This window comes from Vibrio sp. ER1A (assembly GCF_000733315.1).
Taxonomy (GTDB): domain Bacteria; phylum Pseudomonadota; class Gammaproteobacteria; order Enterobacterales; family Vibrionaceae; genus Vibrio; species Vibrio mediterranei.
Map to the genome: position 1 here is coordinate 951,893 of NZ_JPJA01000086.1, position 26,218 is coordinate 978,110.

The following is a 26,218-nucleotide window of genomic DNA, read 5'->3' on the forward strand; positions in this document are numbered from 1 at the left end:
GAGCTGATAGTAGCTCCTTTTTTTAGATTTCTAAATATTGAATTAACCAACAAGCTATTGAGTTATATTAACGTCATAGTTTGATAGATAATGTGTAATGCTTTTCTTAGGGATTTAATTGTTATATCAATTAAATCCCCCATCATTATTTTAATAACCCTGAATGGACTTGCAGCCCCATTTGGGTCAAAGAATAAATTTTCCCTTCACCCTTGAACACCAGCCCGGCTTTAACTAATTGACGCAAATGAAAATTGAATTTGGTGTGATCTTCTACCCCCACTACTCGACATAGATCCATGAACTTCATTTTACGATGCAGTCGTAATTGTTTAAGCACTTGTCGTCGAATAGGATTCGACAGAGCGCTAAACACTAAATCATCATCCCGCTCTAGCTTAGGGGACTTAGGAGATCGCTGAGCATGAATTCGTTTCAAGGTTGTCGAAACCGTAGTGAGGTTAAAAGGTTTGGTAAGAAACTCGTCCGCTCCCTTTTTCATCGCATCCACAGCAACATCAACCGTCGCAAATGCCGTAGAAATCACTATGCCAATGTTCGGGTGAATTCGACGAAGACTTGATAACGCTTCTATGCCCGTTATACCAGGCATCACAACATCGAGTAACGCAACATCAAAGTGTTGTACCAATGCAGCCTCAATGGCATCTTCGGCATTATCAAATGCAACGACATCAAATGACTCGAGGCTAAGTGCTTCAATCAGTGCTTCTTGCAGTTCTTTGTCATCTTCTGCTAGTAACAATCTCAGTGTCATTTCAAATATCTCGGAAGTTTTATTTCTACGGTCAAACCACAACCTTCGTTGTAGAGGTTCATTGACCCATTGTGCTGCATTACCAATTGATTCACTATAGCAAGCCCCATCCCTATCCCTTCACCTTTTGGTTTCGTTGTGAAAAATGGCTTACAAGCATTCGCAATGATCTCTTTACTCATACCGCCAGCATTATCTTTAAACACTAGGACTGCGTTCAACTGCTCTTGATAGGCCTTAAAGGTTATAATTAACCCATCTTTTCTAGCATCACAAGCATTCGATATCAGGTTAGAAATTACATCTTGCAAAGCTTGAGCATCACCAACTACCTCTAAATCATGTTGACAATCTACTTGCCAGTCAGTGCCATCAAGTCGAAATCGATTAAGCTCAAATGTATTGTAGATCACGTCTTGTACGTTCACTCGTTCTCGTAATACGGGCTTTTTATGTGCGTAATTTAGGACTTCTTGACTGATATCTGCAGCTCGTTCAAGCCCAGTACGAATTCGCGTCAACTGGCGTTGATATACATCGTTTTCAGGTAGCTGACGCTCAAGAATATCACAGCCCATCGTTGCACTTGAGAGTGGTGTCTTGATTTCGTGGGCCACGGCTGACGATAGCTCTCCCAATTCACGAAGTTTCACGTCATGCAGTGACTGCTGAAGCCGAGTTTCTAACTGTATATCTCGCTCACGATCAAAGACTCGCAAAGCTCTCCAAATGAAGATGAGTATGAGTATTGCGCTAACCGTTCGCAGTATTATCACCCAGATACCAAGCTCGGCAGTAAGTACTCCTGCTGATATGCCATATAAAACTAATGCGAGTCCAGTTAATTTAAACGGTTTTGAAGCACCATGCCCTTCGTGTTCAAGCTCATTCGCGTAAACATACATCACTAACCCTGCTGAACAAGCAGCACCAAAGCCAAAAATCAAGCGAACTTGATTGGCAATCAGTTGCAGGTAATCGCTATAGCTTAACGCCCAGTACTGGATAACCACACTGAACATGAAATAGATAAACGCAGCGCAACCTAATGCTTTTATCCATCTTATCTGCCGCCAAGTGGTGACTGAAAGCAACTGCCACGCAAAAGCACCCAATGCAATATACGACAGCCACAACTTGGCGACCTTGAAGGTTGCTAAGCCCGTGACACTTTCTAGGTCGTCAGCGTAAATAACAAGATATAGCTCAGACCACTCATGTAGACCATGTAATAAACCGAACGCAGCAAGCGTCGGTAGTGCCGATGCCATTGTAATACGACTTTGACTCAGGTCTCGAAACAATATAGCGAAAAAGATCGCAAAGAAAGCGAGTCCATAAACCAAATAAACTGAAAAAGTAAGTAATTCATCCATACTTTGTAATATTTTAATTCACATCGTTAAGTTACCTGTTAATAGAAGTATTACATGCTAAAACAACCAAGTAAAATGTTGTGAAGTTTTATTATCAGATGGGCATCGTTTTATATAAAACTTTGCGTTAAATAGCACTGTCACGTATTCGATTAATATAACTGTAATATTTGGTTCTTAATCTCCGCTTTGTTGATTGGTACATACCGATTAATGGATTGAGTAGTTTCAATCACCTTAGTTTTATTTGAACACAAAACTAAACCGGGCCATTAAAAAGTATTACTCCTTTTTAATGGCCCACACTAAACGAATTATATCGGAGATATATTGTGAAATTTATCAGATCAGCTCTCTTGTCTTCTGTGTTAGTCACTGCATCATTCGGCTTGGCAGCAAAGACCACTATTAACGGTGCGGGCGCGACTTTCCCTCATCCAATCTATGCAAAGTGGGCTGAGCAATACCAAAAGGAAACGGGTATCCAGATCAACTATCAAGCTATCGGTTCTGGTGGTGGCATTCGTCAGATCACAGCAAAAACGGTAGACTTTGGCGCGACAGATGCACCGCTTACCATCGAAGAGTTGAATAAAGAAGACATGATTCAATTTCCTATGGTCATGGGCGCGATTGTCCCTGTGATCAACCTACCGGGTATCAAGGCGGGTCAATTAAAACTGACAGGCGAAGTATTAGCTGATATCTACTTAGGAAATATCAAGAACTGGAACGATAAAGCTATTACGGGACTTAACCCAGATATAGCGCTCCCGAACCAACCTATTTATGTTGTCCACCGCTCGGATGGGTCAGGTACTACATTCAATTTCACTGAATATCTTGATCAAGTTAGCCCCGAATGGCACGAAAAAATCGGTGCAAGTAAAGACATTGCATTGCCTTCGGCAGCGACGGCAATTGGTGGAAACGGTAACGCTGGTGTCGCCAACTTCGTTACGCGCACTCGTGGTGCTATCGGCTACGTAGAATATGCATTCGCTAAACAAAATGATTTGGCGTACACACAAATGCAGGCTCGCGATGGTGCATATCTAATGCCAACCATGAAAACCTTCCAAGCCGCTGCCGCAAACGCCGATTGGGAAGACGCTCCAGGATATCATTTACTTCTTAACAACCAACCGGGAGCTGATTCGTGGCCGATGACCGCCGCAACTTTCATCTTAATGCATAAGGACCAACCTGACGCCAAGAAAGCACAAGAGATTATTAAGTTCTTTGAATGGAGCTATACCCAAGGCAAAGCTGCTGAAGAACTCGACTATATTCCAATGCCGAAGAAAGTCGTTAGCATGGTTAATGACACTTGGAAACAAAGTCTAAAAACCAACAATCAAGCCATTATTAAATAATTCACTATTAACGAGCCTAGCCTCTCGAGGTTCAGGCTCGTATTCCCAGTATTATGACTACTTTAACTTTATCCAACAAAGTAAATGGCGACTCAATTTTCGAACGATTGAGCTTTACTAGTGCCCTACTTATTCTTGTTACTCTTTCTGGAATCTTACTGTCACTCATTGATGGAGGATGGCCTGCATTTAAAGAATTCGGACCGGGCTTTGTATTCCATAACGTGTGGGATCCAATTCGAGGTCAGTTCGGCGCTGCGTCAGCCATCTACGGTACTCTAGTGACATCACTAATTGCCATTATTATTGCCGTCCCTATTGCCTTAGGTACAGCAATATTTCTCGCCGAGTTAGCGCCTAAATGGGTCAGCGTACCGGTAAGTAAAGCGATCGAATTGCTAGCGGCTATTCCGAGCATTATTTATGGTATGTGGGGTCTTTTTGTCTTTTCTCCTTGGTTCTCAAATGGCTTCCAAACCTGGGCTGGTCAACACCTTATTGAAATCCCCATCATCGGACCTTGGTTTAATGGTCCGCCTATTGGCATCGGACTTCTTACTGCGGGCATTATTCTGTCCTTCATGATTTTACCAATCATGACGTCACTTACACGAGATGCACTAAAGTCTATCCCCAATGTGTTGAGAGAAGCAGCTTATGGTACCGGAGCGACACCTTTTGAGGTGATTACCAAGGTACTGATTCCTAAAGTTAAAAATGCAACCGTGAGTGCTGGTATCCTGGGTTTGGGTCGAGCACTAGGCGAAACCATGGCGGTCGCATTTGTGATTGGAGGTGCAAACCGTATTGAAACTTCTTTCTTTATGCCTGCTGCATCAATCTCATCGACGATCGCTCAGCAGTTTAATGAAGCCACCGACCCAACGCATATTGCATCACTGATTGCGCTTGGCGTTGTACTTTTCTTTATTACGTTCTTCGTGATGGGATTTGCTCGTCGTCTAGTAGGGAGAGCATCATGAAAATAAGAAAGCTAAAGAATCAGCTGTTTCTTGCATTCTGTACCTTCTCTGCAGCATGTGGTGTGTTTGTATTGGCTTGCGTACTGTATACCTTAGTGGGTGAAGGAATCAAAGGCATCACGTGGGCAGTCTTTACTGAGATTACTCCAGGTCCTGGCAGTCACGGTGGACTCAAAAATGCTCTATTAGGGAGCTTAATGCTCACCACTATAGGTATCCTCATAGCTACACCTATCGGGGTACTTGCTGGAACATGGTTAGCAGAGGCTCAGCCTGGCAATAAAGTTGCCGAATCAATTCGCTTCCTAAACGGAATGCTTATGAGTGCGCCTTCAATCCTAGTTGGCTTGTTTGTTTATGCGGTTATCGTGGTTCCAACCGGAGGTTATTCAGGCTGGGCAGGTGCAATTGCATTAGCAATATTGGCGTTACCTGTAATCGTAGCGTCGACAGAAGAGATGCTACGCTTGGTTCCGCCAACATTGAAAGAAGCAGGAAGTGGCCTAGGCGCTCCGAAGTGGCGAGTCATCACCCAGCTTGGATATCGAGCCGCTGGACCCGGAATTATGACTGCCGTATTACTGTCTATCGCACGTATTTCTGGCGAAACGGCTCCTCTGCTTTTCACTTCATTGAACAGCAGTTTCTTAACTACTGATTTGAGCAAACCAATGGCTAACTTGCCTGTCACCATATATCAATTTGCTATGAGTCCTTTCGCCTCTTGGCAAGAACTAGCATGGGCGGGCGCTCTCATCGTTACCACCTTTATTTTGATTGTTAATATCACGGCAACAGCTTTGCCGAAACTTCTAAAAGCGAGAAAGGCATAAATATGGCGACTGCAAACATAATTCAAAATAGCGAACAATCCATTCTTGGAAGCTGCATTTCTACCCTTGATTGTGAGACAAACAACGCCAACGACGTGTCGAATCTGACACACCGCATGGATATTCAGAATCTAAACTTTTTCTATGCTAAAGGGCTAAATCCAGCATTGAAGAATGTGTCAATGCCGATTTATAAAAACCGAGTAACGGCACTAATTGGACCGTCAGGCTGTGGAAAATCCACGCTACTGCGTACCTTAAATCGCATTTATGATCTTTATGGTAACCAATACGCAGAAGGTGAGATTCTTCTTGATGGCGAATCCATATTTTCTAATACCGATGTAAATGAACTGCGCTCTAAAGTCGGGATGGTATTCCAAAAACCCACACCATTCCCAATGTCTATTTACGACAACATGGCGTTTGGGTTAAAGATACAAGGCGAGCTATCAAAAGCCGAGATTGACGCTCGTATTCAATCGGCACTTAAACGAGCGCACCTATGGGAAGAAGTAAAAGATAAGTTGCATCACGATGCGAATGGCCTTTCGGGTGGGCAGCAGCAACGGCTATGTATTGCACGTACGATTGCCCTTGAGCCTGAAGTTATTTTGATGGATGAACCGACTTCGGCGCTTGATCCTATTGCGACTGCCGCAATAGAAACCTTAATCACAGAGTTACGAGAGAAATACACGATCGTTATCGTCACACATAATATGCAACAAGCAATGCGTATCTCTGACTACACAGGCTTTATGTATTTGGGAGAACTCGAAGAGTTTTCCCTTACTGAGACCATCTTCCATAACCCGGCAAACGAGCGCACAAGGCGCTATATTTCAGGGGACTTTGGTTAGTATTACGCAACCAACGACTCATCTTCATGGCCCGCTCTTATCGAGTGGGCTAACTTCTCTGACTCAAATATTCGATGAAAGCAGAAACGTTATCAGAGATTTCTTTAACATCTGGCTCAAGTAACTTTACTGTTATTTCTGAGTTTCGATTCTCCAATACCCCTTTATCAGTGATAACGAATAATCTCTTTCCTACTACTTGTTTGCTCTCGCTCTCAACAAGTTCGACGGACACAATCAATCGCAGGTTACGATCACGTGTGCCTGAAACAACCTTAGCTAAATCGATAACCGCACCAATAGGAATGAAATCCGTTGGCTTCACTGCACCGGAAACTCCTTCAATGTTCTGTACATCAACAGCCACTTCCAGAGTTTGTTTGCTATTCATCGATGATTTCACAGAGTGATTTTCTATTCGCTTTCGTAGCGATTGCTCAAGTTCAGAGCGCAATGTATCAACGACACTCTGTGACACATACGCTTGGTTTGCTTTACGCTCCGCGGTGACGGTTCCTAATTCTAGAGCAGCGTAGTTATTGAGACTAAAGCCTTGTTCATACCAAGAAACGCCGTCATACGTACCTATGGTTTCCACCGCAAAGTGTCGATAACTGTCTTGCGGCTTATAGTCTGACTGCGTTGGAAGCGTATTTGTACATCCCGTCACAGCTAACATCATCGATAACACCAAGATTTTTACTTTCAAGCTCCGGACCTCCTCAATTGTCACCTTTCAAGCATAGGCGCCACTCACTTAATAAACAGTGTCGAGAGTGAAAAACGTGAGCCATCGTGATTATCGTGGGTGTTGCTAGCTGTTTTTGTTAGAATCCCTCCGCAATCAAACGAAGACTAGGTAAAACCATGTATAAATTGACCATCTCTCTCGACGAGTTCTTACGCAATTATTGGCAAAAACAGCCAACAATCATCAAGGGGGGATTCGCTGAATTTCAAGACCCTCTCACTCCCGAGGAGCTCGCAGGATTAACGATGGAAGAAGTGGTCGACTCACGTTTTGTATCTAATCTTGATAATAATTGGCAAGCCGAACACGGTCCTTTTGGTGATGATAAGTTCGCCTCTCTGCCTGAGAGTAATTGGTCTTTTATCGTTCAGGCGGCGAACCATTGGCATGACGGCGCAGCGCAACTTGTTAAACCTTTTCAAACTATGCCGCAATGGTTATTTGATGATCTAATGATTAGCTACTCTGTCGAGGGTGGTGGTGTTGGTCCTCATATCGATCAATATGATGTATTCATTATTCAGGGTATGGGTAAACGTCATTGGCGAGTTGGCGCAAAAGATGTTGGACAGTATAAAGAAACTCAGCGCCATGAAGCGCTACGCCAAATCGAATCTTTCGAAGCAGAGATTGATGACATTTTGGAACCCGGTGACATTCTTTACATTCCACCTGGTTTCCCACACGATGGATACGCCCTTGAACTTTCAATGAGCTACTCTGTTGGATTCCGCTCTCCAAAAGAACAAGAACTTATTAGTAACTTCGCAGATTACATTTTGGCTCACGATTATGGTGATGAGCATCTCCACAAGCCCGAGCTTCGCACACAAGACAACTTTGGTAAGATTTCAACGAGCGACTTAGAATCCCTAGTCAGCATGCTAAAATCGAAACTGGATGACGAAGACACTATCAAAGATTTTATGGGATGCATGCTGAGCCAATCTCGACACCAACTTAACATTATTGAACCTAGTTCAAAGTGGAGTTGCGAGGATGTGTATCAGCACCTAGAGAATGGTGGCGAGATATTCAAAGTATTGGGGCTAAGAGCGCTTATACACGAAGCAGAACCAAACATCATCTATGTAAACGGAGAGATGTTCAAAATTCCTGAAGAGTTAACGAACTTCGCAAAACTGCTCACTGACCAAGATGCAATCTCTCTTGAAAATAGTGGTGAATGTTTGACCCAAAGCTCAGCATTGGTTTCATTAATCACTGAACTAGTAAACAAAGGTTACTGGTTCGTAGAATAGCCGTCACTCAACAGGCGCACTTGCCTCACTTCAATGCAAGTGCGTATTAATAATCTCGCCTTACTCATTTCGTTTTACCGTCAATACATTATCCAACGCGCAACATAAAAACGAAGATATCATTCACTCTCATTAGAAAATTTAACCTTGGGATTAGCAGAGCTATATCTAATTTCAAAGCTAATTCACAGATATATATTTTGTTACAGTCGCTTCATATAAATACATATTCTAATTGACCGCGATCATCTCTCTAGCACATCAAACTCCTCAAAATATGCACACTGTTCCACTATCTCAAGGCTGTCATATGACTGATTCAACTAAAGAACGTAAGGTAACGATAGGAAGCTACATTGCGCTAGCTTTTGCTATTGTGTTTTTCTCTGGGTTACTCCAATCCAACGAATGGTATGGGGTATTTGACTTTACAACACTCAACGGCGCATTTGGACAAGTTGCCCACAACGTAACTGAAACGGAAGCTGGCGTACAAGCTGCTACCACTTCGTTTCGAGGTGTTGGTGGTAGCGGTGCTCGTGACGGATTCATTTTTGCACTAACACTAATTCCAACCGTTATGTTTGCACTGGGCATGATCAATGTTTTAGAGCACTACGGAGCACTTGATGCGGCTCGCAAGCTTCTTTCTCCTCTTCTCCGTCCTTTAATGGGTATCCCAGGAAACTCCGGCTTGGCACTTATCGCTTCACTTCAAAGTACTGATGCGGGTGCTGCGATGACTCGACAGTTGAAAGACGAAGGTCATTTGACCAAACGCGAAACGGATGTCTTCACTATGTTCCAGTTCACTGCTGGTGCAGCAATTGTTAACTTCTTCTCTTCTGGCGCGGTGCTGTTTACGTTAACGATGATGGACGGCTCACTAGCTGTTTCTTCCTCAATCGGTTTAGCGGTAGCCGTTATGTTCCTATTTAAGTTTGTCGGTGCCAATCTATTCCGTGTTTACCTAAATATCACTGAAGGTAAAGAAGACAAGTCGAATAAAGACGACGAAACTATGACTAAACAAGAGGCGACATCATGAGTGAAGTAAAAGCGAAAAAACCTATGGTGACGGACATCTTTGTTGAAGGTGCTAAGAAAGGTTGGGTTATTGCGACCACATCTACAGTCCCTAACGTTCTAATGGCGTTTGTCATTATTAAAGCGCTACAGATAACAGGCGCATTAGATGCAATGGGCGCTTTATTCTCTCCTGTGATGGCTGTATTTGGCCTACCGGGTGAAGCTGCTGCTGTACTTATCGGTGCTTGGATGTCTATGGGCGGTGCCGTCGGTGTGGTAATCACTTTATTCGACCAAGGCATTCTAAACGGCACTCATATTGCCATCCTAGCTCCAGCTATCTATTTGATGGGTTCTCAAATTCAATATATGGGACGTATCATGGGGCCAATCGGTACAGAGGGTCGTTATATCCCAGTAATGATTGCAATTTCTGTCTTGAACGCGTTTGGCGCTATGTTCCTAATGAACATTTTGGTTTAACTCAGCAGCGCTTAACATATGTAAAGAAAATGCCCTTCATATGAAGGGCATTTTTTGTTTTCTAGACCTTGAATTTAGCGACTTGAGCGTGCAACTCCCCTACGTTGCTGGTGACTTGCTCCGTCACATGGTTTGTTGTGCGAGATTGTTCCGCTACTAATTTAAGCGATTCATTAATCTCGTTAACAAGCTTCGAAATAGACTGAGTAGCCACCGCCTGCTGCTCCGCGGTTGCCGCTAAGCTTGCCATCTGGTCATTTACGAGCTCTACCTGTTCACCAGATGATTGAATTCGACTCAATGCGCCACTAGTTTGTTCCATAGCTTCGGATGCTATGGTGGTGCCGACATTGATTTGCTCTACAACTTTACTTGTGGAAGTTCGAATAGCTTGAATGATAGTGTTGATTTCCGTTGTCGATTCCGTCGTTCTACTAGCCAGCATTCGCACCTCGTCAGCAACAACGGCAAAGCCTCGCCCTTGTTCTCCAGCCCTCGCAGCTTCTATCGCTGCGTTCAGTGCCAGTAAGTTGGTTTGCTCTGCTAGCCCTTCGATAACCTCAGTCACTTTACCGATCGCTTGACTCTCGTTACTTAATTGTTCAACTAACTGCTGAGTTGTTTCAATGGTCGTGACTAACGAAGTCATGTTGGTATGGTTTTCAGTCAACACGTCCTCACCAGAAACCAGTTCTTGTTTTGCATCAACCAATGCAGAGGACGACAACTGTACTTGACTGGCCGTTTGCTCAGACCCTACCGCAACCTCAGACAAAGAGTGACCGATTTCATCGACATGTTGTGACTGCTGTTCAACTTTAGTCAAACTTTCACGGCTGTTTTGAGTTAAATCGCCCATCCTCAGTTCAACAGCTTCTACACTATTGGTCACTTGACCAACTAATGTTGCGAGTGCATGGTTCATGGCGTTAATAGATTTGGTCAAATCAGCAAGCTCATCACTGCCAGACACCGCCAGTGGTTCACTCGAAACGTTACCTTCCGCGATTATTTGAGCTCGTTTGACAATAAGGGAAATACGCCCTCCTATTTGGCGTCCCATAATATGAGAAATGACAAACGCTGCGACAAGTACTGCAATACAACTGATACCTAACACCGTAATAAGTGCGGTCACGCTACTGCTGATACTTTGTTCTGTCGATGACGCTTTTTGTTGTTGTGCGCTAACGATACCATTCAGTTCATTTTGAACCACATTAATCGCAGGCAGCAAAGTGTCAGACATCAGACTATTCGAGCGATTCCAACCATCCGATTGTCGTATCTCAATAACTTGCTTTGCTAGCGGAACATACAACGCTTTCATTTCGTTAAATAGAGACCATAAGCTCTGGTCACTATCACTCATGAACGATTGCTTGTAACCAATTTGGGTCACGACTTGGTCGTGGAATTTCATCAAGTCCGCATACTTATCTAGATAATCTTGCGCACCATATTGCAAGTAGTCACGTAGCGCCGCTAATGCATTTGCGAGAGAGTTATAACCATCGGCATAAAGCTTAAAGAGTCGCTTTCTCTCTCCACCTTCCGTTTTTCCGGCTTCATCATTGATAAGTCCTTGCAACTGATCGAGAGCCACTTCCGCAATAGGAGCGGCTTCATTAATAAATAGAGAATGCGCCGGTAAATTTTCATCGGTATGGCTTATTGCTAAAATATCAGCTGAAGTGGCTTTAATAGTGCTCCATTCATCATTGATGACTTGGTATTGCTGAGAAGAAATCAATGACTCCAAGCTAATCAACTGGATATCAACTAGATCTGTTTTTGAGAGAACCTCTCCACGATAGCTTTCGACTTGCTCTTCAGAGCCCACTAAGAGCAGAAAGCCTCGCAATTCTGAAACCGTTTCTTGAATAGACTGACCAAGTTGCCGACTGGCATCGACCGTTGGAAGGTCATGTAATAACAAAGACTGGGTGTCTGCTTGCACGCTTTCTACACTGCGATACACAAAAAGTGATGAGACGATAAAAAGTACGCCAAGCGCCAGAAAACTTGTTCTGAGCTTACCCGATATCGAGAGCTTCATCCTTAAACCTCTATAAAATCCTGATTAATTTATCACTATATCGGCATCTATCTCGAAAATTCAATGTTTTGTTTTACGATTTGTTACCAACTCTTTGCGAAGGTAAGTGTTTGTACTTATTATTGAGTAAATGCTAAGCAGTATTAGGAACTTTCTAATGGCAAAAGATCTATTCGCGAACCTAGATTTGAACCTACTAAGAACCTTCATCATTCTTAATCAAGAACGCAATATGCGAAAAGCGTCAGAAAGGCTATTTGTATCGCAACCTGCTATTAGTAAAGCGCTCCAACGTCTACGTGACCATTTTGATGATGAGCTGTTTGTTAAGACTCATCATGGATTGAGAGCGACTCAAAAAGCGACACAATTGGCAGAAGCAATTGGACCGATACTCGATGACTTATCCAGCGCAGTGAATCATAGCTCGAAGTTCTCCCCATCACAGCTCGATGGCGTAATAAAAATCGCGATTTCTCCCTACTTTTTATCTGGTATAGCAAGCCCGTTTCTATCTAAAGTCAGGATAGAAGCGCCTAATGTACAAATACACCTGCTCAATTGGAGTAAAACCACGCTTCAAGATCTGGTAAATGGAGATGTTCACATTGGTATGAACTATGGGATCTCTCATGCACCCAAAGAAGTGATTCAGAAACACATGGTTGCGGATAGATTTAAAGCGTACGTCAGAAAAGAGCATCCATATGAGAAAGACCATGTTGAGTTCCAGGATGGTGTCGAATTTGAAATCGCTACCCTTATTGCTGCAGATTGGAATTCAAACTTGTCACATGCAGAAAAAATGTTAAAGATGCGTGGATTCCAGCCCAATGTGGTTTTTCGTTCAGAGCTGCCCTCGGCGGTTATTGATGTAGTTAAGAACAGCGACATCCTTTTCCCAGGTTCTAAGTACTTAAATTTGGATGCACACCCTGGACTCCGTGCGCTAGATATTTTATTTGGAAACACTGAGATCAATACAGATATAAACGCTTTCTACCACTTTAAACACCGAAATAACCCAACCACTCAATGGTTACGAACCATGTTGTCCGATATCCTAAACAAGTGATAACCTTTGGTTATCACTTCCATTCCCCTTCCTTATTAATAACTTAGGGTAATCTGCCTTATTAAAGCCTTTCATTAGAGCCTTTTTTTCCATTTAAATAGACTTCTCTCATCGGCCAGGAACGCCAACTCATAAGCAAGACGCATCCTTTTGTTCCAACACATTTTTGAGAGATACAAATGAAACTTAAATTAATCAGTGCAGTTATCGCGGCATCATTTTTAGCGGGTTGTTCATCTAGTGGTTCTAGTAATGGTGGCGAGTCTGGCCCTGCACCACAAGATGGCGTTGCTGATGTCATATACAATGAAGACACCAACTCAGTCTTAATAAAGGGTGACAATGGTAACAACGTTGTAGTTACAGGTAACTCAGAAGGCCAAGCTCTAATCAACGTCAACGGCGAAAACTTCTTCGTTACTGACGGAAACGCAGTTATCAATGACCAAGCAGAAATTGTTGGTCATGTACAAAAAGAAGGTGAATCACTAATACTCCGTTTGGAGACTGGTGACGAGTATCGCTTACACGTAGAGAATGGTCGCCTTATCGTATCAGACGTTATTCACAGTGAGCGTGACCCAGGTTTTGATGGTCCAGACGTAAGTGATGTCTGGTACATAGATACTGAAACAGGCGAACTAAAATTCAACGGAGAAACCGTCGGAACAGTTACTCCAACAGACAATGTTGTCGATGGAACAGGCACTTATGAAGTAGTCATTGGTGATTCTGGCGAGGTAAAGTTAATTCAAGTAATCAACTATGGCGGATACGTTGAGATTAAAGTTCCTGGCAAAGGTCGCCTAGCAATAACAATCGACAATGGTGTAATTAGTCGTATTGGTTGGGACGCTCCTGAAATAGACCACCCAATTGAAACTGACCCAGGCTTTGGTAATGACCGAATCATTAAGCAAGTAGACCGTTTTGAAGGACCAGACGGAACAGTGATAGTTCGCGTTTCTGGCTTCAACGGAGGAGATGTTGAATTTACAACTGACCAACATGGTAAGATTGTAAGCATTCATGCGAATGAACAGGCAAAAGCGTTCTTCCGAGACAAAATTGAAGGCAGTGTTGGGCACCTTCCTAGTAACGATATCGATCGTCAGGAATTGAAATCTAAACTTCAATCTCTAACCCAAGAACAACGCCAGCAAATTAAACAGGCAGTTAAAGACCGTGTTGGTCGCTCTTAATAGAAACACAATAATAAAATAAAACCAAAGGAGTCGGATTTATTCGACTCCTTTTATTTTGAGCGAATGAAACATGAATAAATACATTGTTACAGCGATGGCGTTTCTACCTATATTGGTAATGGCGGACCATCACGAACTGTCGTATTACGAACCAACAATGAGTTTTCAAACATCAAAGGTTGGTGATACTTGGGTTGGAACGCTTTCTGGAACAGTTCAAGCGACTGAAGAAATAAACCTTGGGTTTGAGGTCGATTCGACTGGTTACCTCGAGCTAGGAGCTGGCTACGGTATGTTACTAGGAGAAACCTATACCGAAGCGTTCGCCACATACGGTAGGGCCGACCTCGCTGATATATATAACCTTGGCGTTTTCGCTGGAAAAATGCTCACCAATGAAGTCTTAATTTTCGGTTCTACGTCGTACGAATGGCGTAAGAGTGTATTTCAAAGTGATGACTTCCCGATTTTAAGTCCAAACTTCAACACTCATCGAGAATGGAAAGCGAGCATTGGAACAAGTTATACGCCAATTAACTGGCTTAACTTTAGCTACTCGTTAAACCACGAGCGAATTATGTCGGAAACCACACTAGAGCCTAGTATTTATCACGCCGACTTTACTCTTACTTTTAAACCTAAATACATTGAACCCTATGTGAAGTACCGATATGGGCAGCACCGTGTGCGTCCAGGTGAACCTCGAACCACGGAAGGTACTTACGAATTTGGTTTCAATCTCAACTTTAAATAGAAGTGACAATATGAATATGCAATCAGAGCAAGCTAAACCATCTTGGATATCTAAATTAATTGCAACAGTCTTCCTTTTATTAGGAGGGCTTTCACTTGCGGAAGCGAAGCAAGACGACGCTATTAACAGTGAAGACAAAAACAAACTATTCGTGTCAGCAGGCTTTGCTTGGAGCGACACATGGAGCAACTCTCTACAACACAATATCGGTGCCATGGCTGGAAAAATGCCTAGTAAGGATGGCTGGGCGCCGCTATTGAGTTACCAACACTTAAAATACTCTGAGATACGCGGAGAAAAGCCGTCACTTCAAACCTATATGCTCGGTGCTTCTTACGGATTTACTGATAACGTCGCGTTCTATTTCTCAGGCGGTGTAGGTGATTATCGTTATAAAGATGAGGACAACAAAGCTCTTGCATTAGGCACCGGAGTACTTGCTAGTTTCGATTTTGGTTTAACTCTATCAGGAGGATTAGAAACCAGCTTAGTGGACTCTCACAATGGGCAGCTCACTCACTTCATTACACGAATCGGCTGGAGCTTTTAGATTTTTGCCAAGTTTCATTGGTAGCTCACCCCCTACCTCTCTGTTTTGGTAGGGGGATTTTTCTCGCAGCCATTCTAGAATGCCGATAACGAAACCAAGGTCTTTGTGTAGTCTTTTTGAGGTGTTGCGAACAGCGTTTGTGTATCGCCCTGCTCCACAATTTCGCCATCTTTCATTACGATGGTGTAATGGCAAAGTGACTTTACAACATTCAAGTCGTGGCTAATAAATAGATAAGTCAGCCCATGTTTTATTTGTAGCTCTTTGAGCAAATCAAGAACTTGTGCTTGCACTGTTCTATCTAGAGAAGACGTAGGCTCATCTAGCAAGATAAATTCTGGTTTGAGAATCAATGCCCTTGCAATCGCAATACGCTGCCTTTGTCCTCCAGAGAACTCATTTGGATATCGGTGTCTTGTTTCAGGGTCTAAGTCCACCTCTTGCATCACGTCACAAATCATCTTTTCTAGAGTTGCCTCGTCGTGCTCAAAATGAACTCTTAATCCTTCTCCAATGACCTGTGCCACAGACATTCTTGGGTTTAGTGCTGAGAAAGGATCTTGAAACACAACCTGCATTCGGCTTCTAAAAGGCAACATACCTTTGCGGTCCAACGTCTGAATGTCTTGGCCATCAAACTCAATGATACCTTCACTTTGAACTAACTTAAGAATCGCCATGCCCGTCGTTGATTTGCCTGAACCGCTCTCTCCAACTAAGCCAATCGAGTAACCCTGCTTAAGTTCAAACTGCATATTGGTTACTGCTTTGACATGACTGACAACGCGTTTGAACAAGCCACCCGTGATAGGAAACCAAACTTTCAAATCATCAACAGCAAGCAGTGGTTTCGCGGAGGCAGAGACCTCAACGGGTAAGCCTCTAGGGTCGGAGTTGATCAGCTTTTGTGTATAAGGATGTTCAGGTGCATTAAACACTTGATGACACTCGCCAACCTCAACCAAACGACCTTGTTGCATGACCGCCACTCTATCAGCAATACGGCGCACAATACTCAAATCATGAGTAATAAACAGCATCGCCATGCCGAGTTCATGTTGTAGATCTTTCAGAAGGTCCAAAATCTGTGCTTGGACCGACACATCTAGTGCAGTGGTAGGTTCATCAGCGATTAGGAGTTCAGGTTCGTTAATCAGCGCCATGGCAATCATGACACGTTGACGCTCGCCAGCGACTCTGCTTTACTGGTTCTCATACCTCGGTGAATCGCTAAAGTTTCTACGAGCTGTTTGCCTATTTTATGCAACGGGTTCAATGACACCATCGGCTCTTGGAAAATCATTCCGATGCGACCACCTCGAATACCTCGAAGTTGCCGCTCGGAGCAATTAAGCATATCGATATCATCAAACGTAATGTGACCGTTTAGATAGTGGCTAGAGCCTTTCGGCAGCAGCTTAAGGATCGCGTTGGCTGTTACCGATTTACCTGAACCACTCTCTCCTACTAATGCTAAAGTTTCCCCTTTGCGGATTTTTAGGGAAACATCATAGGTCACTTGTTCTACTTGCTTACCTCTACCAAACCCAACGGAAAGGTCCTCAATAGCAAGTACGTGTTTTGGATCATCTTTCGTCATACGTTGCCTATTAACCTTGCTGATGAGGGTCAAATGCGTCTCGTACCGCTTCACCAGCAAATACAAGTAGCGTTAACATTATCGATAGAACGGCAAACGCCGACAAACCAAGCCAAGGCGCTTGTAGGTTAGCTTTCCCTTGCGCCAGCAATTCACCTAGCGACGGCGACCCTGCGGGTAAACCAAATCCTAAGAAGTCTAGCGACGTTAGCGTAGTCACTGAGCCAGAGAGGATGAATGGCATCATCGTCAGTGACGCAACCATCGCATTGGGTAACATATGCCTAAGCATGATTCGCTTGTCGTCTACGCCCATCGCATGAGCCGCTTTCACGTAATCGAAATTTCGGCATCTTAGAAATTCAGCCCGAACGACACCAACTAAACTCATCCAACTGAATAGCACCATAATACCCAGTAGCCACCAGAAGTTTGGTTCAACAAAACTCGATAAGATAATCAATAAGAACAGAGTCGGCATGCCAGACCACACTTCAATAAAGCGTTGACCGAATAAATCTATCCAACCGCCGTAATAACCTTGTGTCGCACCCACTGCAACACCTATCACACTGGATACTATGGTTAGGATAAAGCCGAACAATACAGATATTCGAAAGCCATAAATAATCCGAGCTAACACATCCCGACCTTTATCATCTGTACCCAGCCAGTTGACGTTATCCGGTGCAGACGGAACTGACGCCACTATATCGTAGTTGATGGTATCGTAGCTAAAGCGGATTAATGGCCAAATGATAAAGCCTTTTTCTTCAATAAGGTCAATAACATATGGATCGGTATAATCTGCTTCTGTTTCAAACTCCCCACCAAACTTCGTTTCTGCATACTGTGTGAAAATTGGGTAATACCATTGGTTGTCGTATTCCACCAGTAGTGGCTTATCGTTGGCGATAAACTCAGCAAACAGACTTAAGAAAAAAAGAACGAAGAATACCCATGTTGACCAGTACCCACGTTTATTGGCTTTAAAACGCTGCCAACGAGCTCTTGTAAGAGGATTCATTGCCATTTAACGCGCCTCGAAATCGATACGAGGGTCAACCCACGTATAAGTTAAGTCAGAAATAATACTCAAGATCAGACCTAGTAACGTCATAATGTAGAGAGAACTGAATACCACGGGGTAATCACGTTGAATAGTAGATTCAAAACCAAGTAACCCTATCCCCTCAAGCGAGAACATGACCTCTATCAACATAGAACCGGTGAAGAAAATGCTGATAAAAGCACTAGGGAAACCGGCAATGATGATCAGCATTGCATTTCGGAATACATGCTTGTAGAGAATACTGCTTTCATCAAGCCCTTTCGCTCTAGCTGTCACCACATATTGCTTGTTAATTTCATCTAGGAAAGAGTTTTTGGTCAGCATACTGAGCGTAGCAAAACCGCCAATAACCATAGCTAGAATCGGCAAGGTTAAATGCCAAAAATAGTCGACGATTTGCTGATACCAAGTCAATTGATCAAAGTTGCTCGACACCAAACCTCTTAATGGGAACCAACTGAAATAATTGCCGCTGGCAAAAAAGATGATGAGGATAATAGCGAACAAAAAGCCTGGGATAGCATAACCGACAATGACAACTGCGCTCGACCAAATATCGAAGCGAGATCCATGATGTATCGCTTTAAGAATGCCTAATGGTATCGATATCAAGTAGATAATTAGGGTACTCCATAACCCCAATGATATCGATACTGGCAGCCGCTCTTTAATGAGAGCTATGACATTACCGCCACGAAACAAACTGTCTCCAAAGTTGAACATCGCGTAGTTTTTGAGCATGTCAAAATAGCGTTCATGCATTGGTTTATCAAAACCAAACTGCTTTTTAATTGCCTCTACAACTTCAGGATCTAGCCCACGGGAACCTTTGTATCCCGTTGCTTCATCACTAGGGCCTGAATCAAGATCAACCTCGCTCCCGCCGCCACTAAAGCGCTCCATGACTCCAGATTCCAGACCTTGCATTTGAGCAAGAGCCTGTTCTACAGGCCCTCCAGGTGCAATCTGAATAATGAAGAAGTTAATGGTTATAATTGCCCAAAGTGTTGGAATCACCAGCAACAAGCGCCGGAATATATAAGCCGCCATCTATCCCTCTTATCGACGTTTTGCAGGAAGCTTTTCAGCTTTCTCTTTAGACACCCACCAAGTATCGACACCTAAGTCGTAAGTAGGTAAGACATCAGGGCGCTCAAATTTATCCCAAGTGGCTACACGGTATTTTTTGATATACCACTGAGGGATAATGTAAAAGTTCCACTGAAGTACTCTATCTAAAGACCTTCCCAACGCTAATAAGTTTTCAGGGTTTTGCTGATTTTGTTCAATCAAGTCAGTCAGATCATCAATAACAGGATCCTTAACGCCCGCTTGGTTATAGGTCGAATCGATGAAATTAGAGTTCCAAACAATCTTCAAGTCAGAGCTTGGATATGGATGTGCTGTGTAACGAGATGAGACCATGTCAAAGTCTCGGTCACGCCAACGTTTCAAATATTGCGTAGTGTCGACAGTACGAATACGCATATAGATACCCATAGCACGCATGTTCTTTTGCACCGGAATCGCGAATCGTTCGGAAGTTGGGCTATAAATCAATAGTTCAAAGCTCAGCGGCTCACCCGTTTCCATGTTAGTCATGACTTTATTCTTTAACTGCCAGCCGGCTTCTTTTAGCAGTGCAAAGGCCTTGCGCATTTGTGGTCTGATGCGACCTGACCCGTCTGTGACCGGTGGATTATATTCATCGGTGAAGACGCGCTCTGGGATCTTACCTTTATATTTATTTAAGACCTCAAGTTCTGCTTCAGATGGTAGACCCTTCGCTTCATAGTCGGTGTTTTGGAAATAACTACGAGTTCGAGTGTACTGGCTATAGAACATATTCTTGTTCATCCACTCAAAATCCATGGCGTAGTTTAGAGCTTCGCGCACTTTGGGGTCGCTAAATACAGGACGCTCCGTGTTAAACACAAATGCTTGAGTAGCCATTGGTTTGTGGTGCTCAATCTCTTCTTTCTTGATATAACCTTTATCAAAATTCACACCGTTATAGGAACTAGCCCAAAACTTAGCACTGGACTCTTCCCTAAAATCAAACTCCCCTGCTTTGAATGCTTCTAACATAACAGTGTCATCACGATAGTAATCGTACTGAATCGTTTTGAAGTTATTGCGTCCGACATTCACCGGAAGATCTTTTGCCCAATAGTTTTCATCGAGTTGGTAAGTTAGAGATTGTCCCATCTTATAATCGACGATCTTATAAGCACCACTGCCAACAGGAGGTTCATTTAACGGCTCCGAAAAGTTCTTATCTTTCCAGTAGTGCTCAGGCAACACACGAGTGCTTTGCGCTAAACTGAATAACTTTTCCTTATTTGGAACCGACATTTCGATACGCACAGTGAGATCAGAAATTGCTTTTACGCTTTTAACGTCTTTATAGTATGCACGAAATTGCGGTACCCCCTCTTTTACAAACTTGGCATAAGTAAACTCAACGTCTTTGGCGGTAATAGGAACACCATCGTTAAATTTCGCTTTAGGATTGATATCGACTTCAAGCCACGAATAATCGTCTGAGTAACGCACTTTCTCAGCAATCAGAGGATAAAATGCATCGATCTCATCGCTTGGAGAGAACATAAGTGTATCGTAGAGGTTACCAGTAGCGGCAGCAGGTTGTCCGCGAGAGGCGTATCGGTTGAAGTTATCAAACGTGCCGTTTTGGCCGTAGGTTACTTTTCCGTATTTGGGTGCGTCAGGATTGACATAATCGAAGTGTTTAAAGTCTGCGGGGTATTTTGCGGTTCCAAAACCCACCAAGGTTGTCGTCTCTATTACATTGGCAGCCCATACGCTACTCGTGAATAAACCAACTCCCACAGCCATTGCTGCTCTCTTCAATAGCGCCATTCCTTTCTCCCCAAAATAGAGAAAGGCCGAGTTGAAACGTCCTTTCTCTTCTTATCATCATCGTGATGCTTAAACGTATTTATACTGATATAAATAGCTGTATTTCACAGGGTTTTCAAGGGGAGGAAGGCTCTAGCGTGCTAATAAACAGTTAATCTTTGCAACAGTTGGAGCTAGGCGCTCACTTCTGCATCACAATAGTGACAATGAAGGATTTGTTGAGTTTTAGGACAATGCATATGTACTTTTTCTGAACAGCCTTTCTTCGAGACATACAAAGCTTTATCAGCCAGCTCAATGATGTTCGCATCGTCGACCGTATGAGTAGCTACCCCGATGGAGCAAGAAACATTGAACGACTTACCCCCGCTGCTATTAAAGGTTAACTTATCTATTTTTTCGGACAAACGCCCCGCTAATGCATAGGCTTGATCGATATTGCTGCCCGGCAACAAAAGTACAAACTCATCACCGCCATATCGGCACAGCATATCTTCTTCACGCGTGAAGCGTTTAATAACCTTAACGACGTCAATTAATACTCTATCTCCTATGGAGTGACCATATTTATCATTAATTGGTTTAAAGCGATCTACATCAATAATAAGCAGTGAACTTGGCGTTTGGCTCTGAGCAAAGTTCTGTTTTTGCTGTTCTAAGGCTAAATGCAGGTAACGTCGATTGAAACATCCGGTAAGGCCATCAGTGTTAGCTTCTTCTAGCAAGGTCTGACGTTCTTCCATATCCTTTGAGACATCAACAGCAAACCCAATAACTCCAAGCACTTTGCCGCTCTTGATAATGGGTGACGAAACCGTTAAGTGGTACAACTCCTGATTATCGATATTGAAAGGGATTTTTTGCTGCGTCGGCTTCTTAGTTGCAATCACCTTTTTGTCATTGATACGCATTTTTTTAGCAACACTGAAGTTGAACAGGTGCCAATCCGTTTTGCCTTTTATCCCTTTCATTGTGACATCAAAGTTGTCGAGTACTTTACGATTCACATACTGGTACTTCCCTTTATTGTCTTTAATGAAAATATAAGCATCCACCGCATCAAAGACTTCGGATAAGCCTAGTAATTCTTCGGAGGAACCTTGATGTGCTGACAATATAAGTTCAAGCATAAATCGTAAAAAAAGTGCATAACGTTGAATATCGAATAATAGAGTCTAAACCCTAGTTAGCGATATTGCTTCGACGATATCCCTTTTTTTAAGCCAAAAGTTTAAATTTGGTAGACGCTCCACATTTTTGAACCAACATCACATAATTTGTAACCGCCGTCTGCTAATAACTGCTTAGCTTTGTTAATGTCGTACTGGTTCACTTCAGCCCAAGTTTTGTCGGCTTGTTCGTCACGCCAATTCCACATACCTTTTGGTAAGTTTGTTGCTGGGTTTCCACCGACAACGTAACCATAGGAACCAATCATCATCATGGCTTCACGGTCCATTGATAGGCTTACCGCTTTACGGAAGTTCACATCATGGAAGGCTTTATTTGCGCCTTCATTCTCTGTTTTGTAGTTGAATGTGATTCGAACACCATCGTTTGATGGGAACCAGTACTTGTTATTTGGATGTTTAGAAACAAACGTACGCTCGATATCAGGAATAAAGATACCTGCCCAGTCCACGATTCCTTTTGAAAGCATCTCAAGCGCTGCATCGTTACTTGAGAATTGCGGGAACTCTAAACAGTCGATTTTGAGGTCTTTATTCCAGTAATTTGGGTTACGACACTGAACATAAACTTGTGGTGTAAAACGCTGGATTTCTGTGAATGGGCCCGTGCCCACCGGGTTATCATTCGTGCTTTGGGCTGGCGAATCATTACCTTCCCAAATATGTTTAGGGACGATACGAACCGTTTCACCAAGAACATCGCGCGCTGCAAACGCATTCGGTTCTTTTAGATAGATTTTAACTTGTAGGTCATTAACCTTCTCGACTTTGTCAACTTTACCGCTGACACCGCCGGTATCGATCTCTGGATGTGCTTTCGGATACTCGTAAGTAAACACAACATCATCAGCCGTGAACGGTTTCCCATCAGACCAAAGAACACCCTCACGAAGATCAACAGTCAGTACCGTCAAATCATCGCTTAGTTCATAGCCTGTTGCTAACCAAGGATGGACATTTTTCGAGTCTAAGATATCGAAGATGTATAGCGATTCATAAGCAAAGTCTGAACGACCACCAAACCAAGGGTTAAAGTTACGCACCCAGCCAGTTGAGAATTCGTTGAGAATCTTCAAGTTTGGCATGGAAGACGACTCTTCAGCGTGAGCGGGGATAACCATTGATGCAGCAATTGCAGAAGTAAGAAGCAGCGTTTTTTTCATCTATCTATCCTTGTTTATGAACTGTGTAGGCGAAGTTCGTTATCGTTGTTTTTCAAGGATACTAGCGAGGAATTCGGTTTATAAACGTGACTAAAACCACATTGGATCGGCAATGGGTTGCCTATTTGTTAAAACTAAAAAGCGTTGCACAGAAACCTTCTCACTCATGAAACTTTTCTATAATTTGCATAATTTAACTTATATTAATCATTGCTTTAGGTTGAAATATTTCATGAAAATTCATTCTCTGGCTATTCAAGCTCACGCTTTTGGGATCAGAAATAGGCAATAGTGTTGCTATTTGTTAATCCACCCCCATAACCTTAAGTAATAAAGCGAACGATTAGGCACATCAATGCAACAACAAGATCAATCCAGAGCTAAGAGCAAAAACTTAGGTATTCTATTAGAACTGGTTAACTTCATTCGCCCATACCAAGCCAAAGTATTTGCCGCTCTGGTAGCACTCATCTTCACCGCAGGCCTCACTCTGTCTGTTGGTCATGGTGTTCGAATCCTAATTGACCAAGGCTTTGCTCAGCAATCACTGCAAGACTTGGGTAATGCGATTCAATTTATCATGTTGGTCACCGTGTGCATTTCCATTGGCACCTTTTTTAGATTCTATTTAGTTTCTTCTGTTGGTGAACGCGTCAGCGCAGATATTCGCCTCGCGGTATTCAATCACATCATTACCCTGCATCCGAGTTATTTTGAGACCAACGGCAGCGGCGATATCATGTCTCGAATAACCACGGATACGACGCTATTGCAAAGTATCATTGGTTCTTCTTTTTCTATGGCAATGCGCAGTGCGCTTATGTGTATTGGTGCCATTATCATGCTGTTTGCCACCAACATTAAGTTGACGCTCATTGTGTTAGCATCGGTTCCGTTTATTTTGATTCCCATCTTGTTCTACGGGCGTCGTGTAAGAGCACTCTCACGTCAAAGCCAAGACTCTATGGCGGACGTAGGCAGCTACGCAGGCGAAGCGATTGAACATATCAAAACGGTCCAAAGTTACAGTTTTGAGGCGCAAGAGCGTGCGGCTTTTGCTGAGGAAGTAGAACGAGCTTATGACATTGGACGTAGGCGCGTTAAGCAGCGCGCTATCTTGATTTCTGGCGTTATCGTTATTGTTTTTACTGCTATTGCTGGCATGCTTTGGGTTGGGGGCAGCGACGTGATCCACGGCACTATGTCAGCCGGTGACCTTGGTGCTTTTGTTTTCTACGCCATTATGGTGGCTTCTTCTTTAGCGACCATTTCAGAAGTCTTAGGTGAGCTGCAACGCGCTGCAGGCGCAACCGAGCGCTTGGTCGAAATCCTGCAAGTTGACAGCCATATCAAGGCGCCCAAAAGCATCTTCAATGCTACCAATACGCTGCGATCTGAAGTTACCTTTGACGATGTAACCTTCCACTACCCTTCCCGACCTTCTCAACCTGCCACTGAACGGTTAACACTCAAAGCAGACGAAGGTAAAGTACTTGCACTCGTTGGGCCGTCTGGAGCAGGTAAAACAACGGTATTCGAGCTTTTGCAGCGTTTCTACGACCCTCAAGCCGGACAAGTGAAGTTAGGTAACGTCGATATTCGAGAGTTTGACCCTCACGAACTTCGCAAGCAAATGGCCCTAGTTCCACAACAACCCGCTTTGTTTAGTCACGATGTCTTTCACAATATCCGTTACGGCAATCCAGACGCGACCGATGAGCAAGTAATTGAAGCGGCGAAAAAAGCCCATGCCCATGATTTCATCATGCAATTGCCAGATGGCTATCACAGCTTCCTAGGAGAAAGGGGCGTGCGACTTTCTGGAGGACAACGCCAACGCATCGCTATTGCGCGCGCTATCCTCAAAGATCCAAAAATCCTTCTGCTTGATGAAGCCACAAGCGCCCTCGATAGCGAGAGTGAACATCATGTACAACAAGCATTAGAAGAGTTAATGGTCGGAAGAACCACTATCATCATCGCGCACCGTCTTTCAACTATTCAGCACGCAGATCAAATTGCGGTGTTAGACCATGGTCGTTTGGTCGATATTGGCGATCATCATTCGTTGCTAGAAAATTGCGAACTATATAAGCGTTTGGTGGAGTTACAGTTTAAACAGCCCATCGTGAGATAATAGCGGCAGTTATACAAATCATTAGTGTAAAAGCCCTTGTTTAGTCAAATCCAAACAAGGGCTTAGAAGCTTCTATTCGAACCGCTACCAGTGGATATCTAGATCTTGGTTCAAGTTGTTTTGTATATCACCCCACTCGTCCATTAACTCAGAGGCTTTTCGGTGTGAAATCGGTTTAACCAGCGTTGAGCCAGCATGATCTTTCAGGTTGAGCGTATAGGTTTTAGCATTAAGGTCGGCCGTTATACTGTGGTATTCGTCAAGACACTGCTGTTTAGTTTTGTTAGGTCCCCATGCTAACGTCAAATCCGTTCCGTTAATATTCATGCAAACCGCAAGCGAGCTACAATCCATCGCATTCTCCTTGTCGTTAGTGTAGTCACTCTATGAAGCTAGCCAAGTCTGGTCATTTCGCCAACACAAACTGTCAAATCTTGAGTGATCACTCATTAATACGCTGACATTTACAACACCCGTCACTGTAATTCTTCGACTCCCCTGCGCATTTCAGGATGGGCAAATTTCCAAAGAAAAATACCCAAACTCAAACCCCGTTATTCCTGCGAAGGCAGGAATCTACTGACAGCGCCACTGAATCATATGGTCCACTCCGCAAACTGAGTGACGAGGCTAGCTTATTATTGCTCTTTTCAGAGTTGAGCTAATGACTGGAAAATGCCCAAACTCAAACCCTGTCATTCCTGCGAAGGCAGGAATCTACTGACAACGCCCACTGAATCATATGGTCCACCCAGCAAACTAAGTGACGAGGCTAGCTTATTTTTGTCGAGTAGACGAC

The 26,218-nt window shown here is 43.4% G+C and carries 22 protein-coding genes and 1 pseudogene; 12 read left to right on the forward strand and 11 right to left on the reverse strand.

Annotated elements, in window-relative coordinates:
• Positions 1-145 precede the first annotated feature (145 nt).
• Together HW45_RS11315 and HW45_RS11320 are read right to left on the reverse strand one after the other, a co-directional pair.
• On the reverse strand, positions 146-778 hold the full coding sequence (locus HW45_RS11315) for a response regulator (RefSeq protein ID WP_031496042.1): 633 nt from the start codon (positions 776-778) through the stop codon (positions 146-148).
• Entirely contained in the window at positions 775-2,049 is a 1,275-nt protein-coding gene (locus tag HW45_RS11320; protein WP_235225448.1) for a sensor histidine kinase, read from the reverse strand. Before HW45_RS11320 ends, HW45_RS11315 begins: the two co-directional genes overlap by 4 nt.
• A 437-nt stretch (positions 2,050-2,486) precedes the next feature.
• Here HW45_RS11320 and pstS point away from each other — a divergent pair, with 437 nt between their 5' ends.
• From pstS to pstB, 4 genes are all read left to right on the forward strand, one after another.
• On the forward strand, positions 2,487-3,530 hold the full coding sequence (gene pstS, locus HW45_RS11325) for a phosphate ABC transporter substrate-binding protein PstS (protein WP_038227048.1): 1,044 nt from the start codon (positions 2,487-2,489) through the stop codon (positions 3,528-3,530).
• Positions 3,531-3,583: 53 nt separating this feature from the next.
• Positions 3,584-4,513 carry a phosphate ABC transporter permease subunit PstC gene (gene pstC, locus HW45_RS11330; RefSeq protein ID WP_038227049.1) on the forward strand — a complete coding sequence of 310 codons (930 nt, stop codon included), beginning with the start codon at positions 3,584-3,586 and terminating at the stop codon, positions 4,511-4,513.
• Positions 4,510-5,346 (forward strand): phosphate ABC transporter permease PstA, encoded by an 837-nt coding sequence (pstA, locus tag HW45_RS11335; protein ID WP_038227050.1) that lies wholly within the window; start codon positions 4,510-4,512, stop codon positions 5,344-5,346. The genes pstC and pstA overlap by 4 nt, the downstream gene beginning before the upstream one ends.
• 116 nt (positions 5,347-5,462) lie before the next feature.
• The gene (gene pstB, locus HW45_RS11340) at positions 5,463-6,209 is read left to right on the forward strand and encodes a phosphate ABC transporter ATP-binding protein PstB (protein WP_327196417.1); all 747 of its coding nucleotides are present in this window, start codon (positions 5,463-5,465) and stop codon (positions 6,207-6,209) included.
• A 49-nt stretch (positions 6,210-6,258) separates the two neighbouring features.
• On the opposite strand, the gene HW45_RS11345 is transcribed toward pstB, so the two are convergent.
• Positions 6,259-6,918, reverse strand: a complete 660-nt coding sequence (locus HW45_RS11345; protein ID WP_006069534.1) for a DUF3313 family protein — start codon at positions 6,916-6,918, stop codon at positions 6,259-6,261.
• 158 nt (positions 6,919-7,076) lie between these two features.
• Here HW45_RS11345 and HW45_RS11350 point away from each other — a divergent pair, with 158 nt between their 5' ends.
• The 3 genes from HW45_RS11350 (at position 7,077) to HW45_RS11360 (ending at position 9,734) form a co-directional block, all read left to right on the forward strand.
• The gene (locus HW45_RS11350; RefSeq protein WP_038227051.1) at positions 7,077-8,222 is read left to right on the forward strand and encodes a ribosomal protein uL16 3-hydroxylase; all 1,146 of its coding nucleotides are present in this window, start codon (positions 7,077-7,079) and stop codon (positions 8,220-8,222) included.
• Between the two features lie 310 nt (positions 8,223-8,532).
• Complete coding sequence (locus HW45_RS11355; protein WP_006069531.1) at positions 8,533-9,270, forward strand: nucleoside recognition domain-containing protein; 738 nt, start codon at positions 8,533-8,535, stop codon at positions 9,268-9,270.
• A complete protein-coding gene (locus HW45_RS11360; RefSeq protein ID WP_006069530.1) occupies positions 9,267-9,734 on the forward strand; it encodes a YjiG family protein in 468 nt (155 codons plus the stop codon). The genes HW45_RS11355 and HW45_RS11360 overlap by 4 nt, the downstream gene beginning before the upstream one ends.
• 61 nt (positions 9,735-9,795) lie before the next feature.
• Here the strand turns inward: HW45_RS11360 and HW45_RS11365 are convergent, their stop codons facing one another.
• Entirely contained in the window at positions 9,796-11,793 is a 1,998-nt protein-coding gene (locus HW45_RS11365; protein WP_038227052.1) for a methyl-accepting chemotaxis protein, read from the reverse strand.
• 157 nt (positions 11,794-11,950) lie between these two features.
• Here HW45_RS11365 and HW45_RS11370 point away from each other — a divergent pair, with 157 nt between their 5' ends.
• From HW45_RS11370 to HW45_RS11385, 4 genes are all read left to right on the forward strand, one after another.
• A complete protein-coding gene (locus tag HW45_RS11370; protein ID WP_038227053.1) occupies positions 11,951-12,868 on the forward strand; it encodes a LysR family transcriptional regulator in 918 nt (305 codons plus the stop codon).
• Between the two features lie 179 nt (positions 12,869-13,047).
• Positions 13,048-14,070 (forward strand): hypothetical protein, encoded by a 1,023-nt coding sequence (locus HW45_RS28380; RefSeq protein ID WP_051868018.1) that lies wholly within the window; start codon positions 13,048-13,050, stop codon positions 14,068-14,070.
• Between the two features lie 73 nt (positions 14,071-14,143).
• The gene (locus HW45_RS11380; RefSeq protein WP_038227054.1) at positions 14,144-14,827 is read left to right on the forward strand and encodes a hypothetical protein; all 684 of its coding nucleotides are present in this window, start codon (positions 14,144-14,146) and stop codon (positions 14,825-14,827) included.
• A 10-nt stretch (positions 14,828-14,837) separates the two neighbouring features.
• Complete coding sequence (locus HW45_RS11385; protein ID WP_038227055.1) at positions 14,838-15,377, forward strand: hypothetical protein; 540 nt, start codon at positions 14,838-14,840, stop codon at positions 15,375-15,377.
• A 74-nt stretch (positions 15,378-15,451) separates the two neighbouring features.
• On the opposite strand, the pseudogene HW45_RS11390 reads toward HW45_RS11385, so the two are convergent.
• The 6 genes and pseudogenes from HW45_RS11390 to HW45_RS11415 form a co-directional block, all read right to left on the reverse strand.
• Positions 15,452-16,977 (reverse strand): annotated as a pseudogene (locus HW45_RS11390) (ABC transporter ATP-binding protein).
• 10 nt (positions 16,978-16,987) lie between these two features.
• Positions 16,988-18,010, reverse strand: coding sequence for an ABC transporter permease (locus HW45_RS11395; protein WP_006069525.1), 1,023 nt, complete (start codon positions 18,008-18,010; stop codon positions 16,988-16,990).
• Entirely contained in the window at positions 18,011-19,099 is a 1,089-nt protein-coding gene (locus tag HW45_RS11400) for a microcin C ABC transporter permease YejB (RefSeq protein ID WP_038227056.1), read from the reverse strand.
• 9 nt (positions 19,100-19,108) lie between these two features.
• Positions 19,109-20,905, reverse strand: a complete 1,797-nt coding sequence (locus tag HW45_RS11405; RefSeq protein WP_235225488.1) for an extracellular solute-binding protein — start codon at positions 20,903-20,905, stop codon at positions 19,109-19,111.
• 197 nt (positions 20,906-21,102) lie between these two features.
• Positions 21,103-22,044: a sensor domain-containing diguanylate cyclase gene (locus tag HW45_RS11410; protein WP_160171216.1), complete on the reverse strand. Its 942-nt coding sequence runs from the start codon at positions 22,042-22,044 to the stop codon at positions 21,103-21,105.
• Positions 22,045-22,160: 116 nt separating this feature from the next.
• Complete coding sequence (locus HW45_RS11415; RefSeq protein ID WP_235225450.1) at positions 22,161-23,282, reverse strand: ABC transporter substrate-binding protein; 1,122 nt, start codon at positions 23,280-23,282, stop codon at positions 22,161-22,163.
• 355 nt (positions 23,283-23,637) lie between these two features.
• On the opposite strand from HW45_RS11415, the gene HW45_RS11420 reads away from it, so the two are divergent.
• Positions 23,638-25,419 (forward strand): ABC transporter ATP-binding protein/permease, encoded by a 1,782-nt coding sequence (locus HW45_RS11420; protein ID WP_038227059.1) that lies wholly within the window; start codon positions 23,638-23,640, stop codon positions 25,417-25,419.
• Positions 25,420-25,503: 84 nt separating this feature from the next.
• Here the strand turns inward: HW45_RS11420 and HW45_RS11425 are convergent, their stop codons facing one another.
• Positions 25,504-25,773, reverse strand: coding sequence for a hypothetical protein (locus HW45_RS11425; RefSeq protein WP_006069509.1), 270 nt, complete (start codon positions 25,771-25,773; stop codon positions 25,504-25,506).
• Between the last annotated feature and the right edge of the window lie 445 nt (positions 25,774-26,218).

What these genes read in the sequence shown, in the direction of transcription:
- HW45_RS11315 (WP_031496042.1), bottom strand. Translation starts at nt 778, where the DNA reads ATGACACTGAGATTGTTACTAGCAGAAGATGACAAAGAACTGCAAGAA.
- HW45_RS11320 (WP_235225448.1), bottom strand. Translation starts at nt 2,049, where the DNA reads ATGGCATCGGCACTACCGACGCTTGCTGCGTTCGGTTTATTACATGGT.
- pstC (WP_038227049.1), top strand. Translation starts at nt 3,584, where the DNA reads ATGACTACTTTAACTTTATCCAACAAAGTAAATGGCGACTCAATTTTC.
- pstA (WP_038227050.1), top strand. Translation starts at nt 4,510, where the DNA reads ATGAAAATAAGAAAGCTAAAGAATCAGCTGTTTCTTGCATTCTGTACC.
- pstB (WP_327196417.1), top strand. Translation starts at nt 5,463, where the DNA reads ATGGATATTCAGAATCTAAACTTTTTCTATGCTAAAGGGCTAAATCCA.
- HW45_RS11350 (WP_038227051.1), top strand. Translation starts at nt 7,077, where the DNA reads ATGTATAAATTGACCATCTCTCTCGACGAGTTCTTACGCAATTATTGG.
- HW45_RS11355 (WP_006069531.1), top strand. Translation starts at nt 8,533, where the DNA reads ATGACTGATTCAACTAAAGAACGTAAGGTAACGATAGGAAGCTACATT.
- HW45_RS11360 (WP_006069530.1), top strand. Translation starts at nt 9,267, where the DNA reads ATGAGTGAAGTAAAAGCGAAAAAACCTATGGTGACGGACATCTTTGTT.
- HW45_RS11365 (WP_038227052.1), bottom strand. Translation starts at nt 11,793, where the DNA reads ATGAAGCTCTCGATATCGGGTAAGCTCAGAACAAGTTTTCTGGCGCTT.
- HW45_RS11370 (WP_038227053.1), top strand. Translation starts at nt 11,951, where the DNA reads ATGGCAAAAGATCTATTCGCGAACCTAGATTTGAACCTACTAAGAACC.
- HW45_RS28380 (WP_051868018.1), top strand. Translation starts at nt 13,048, where the DNA reads ATGAAACTTAAATTAATCAGTGCAGTTATCGCGGCATCATTTTTAGCG.
- HW45_RS11380 (WP_038227054.1), top strand. Translation starts at nt 14,144, where the DNA reads ATGAATAAATACATTGTTACAGCGATGGCGTTTCTACCTATATTGGTA.
- HW45_RS11385 (WP_038227055.1), top strand. Translation starts at nt 14,838, where the DNA reads ATGAATATGCAATCAGAGCAAGCTAAACCATCTTGGATATCTAAATTA.
- HW45_RS11395 (WP_006069525.1), bottom strand. Translation starts at nt 18,010, where the DNA reads ATGGCAATGAATCCTCTTACAAGAGCTCGTTGGCAGCGTTTTAAAGCC.
- HW45_RS11400 (WP_038227056.1), bottom strand. Translation starts at nt 19,099, where the DNA reads ATGGCGGCTTATATATTCCGGCGCTTGTTGCTGGTGATTCCAACACTT.
- HW45_RS11405 (WP_235225488.1), bottom strand. Translation starts at nt 20,905, where the DNA reads ATGGCTGTGGGAGTTGGTTTATTCACGAGTAGCGTATGGGCTGCCAAT.
- HW45_RS11415 (WP_235225450.1), bottom strand. Translation starts at nt 23,282, where the DNA reads ATGAAAAAAACGCTGCTTCTTACTTCTGCAATTGCTGCATCAATGGTT.
- HW45_RS11420 (WP_038227059.1), top strand. Translation starts at nt 23,638, where the DNA reads ATGCAACAACAAGATCAATCCAGAGCTAAGAGCAAAAACTTAGGTATT.
- HW45_RS11425 (WP_006069509.1), bottom strand. Translation starts at nt 25,773, where the DNA reads ATGGATTGTAGCTCGCTTGCGGTTTGCATGAATATTAACGGAACGGAT.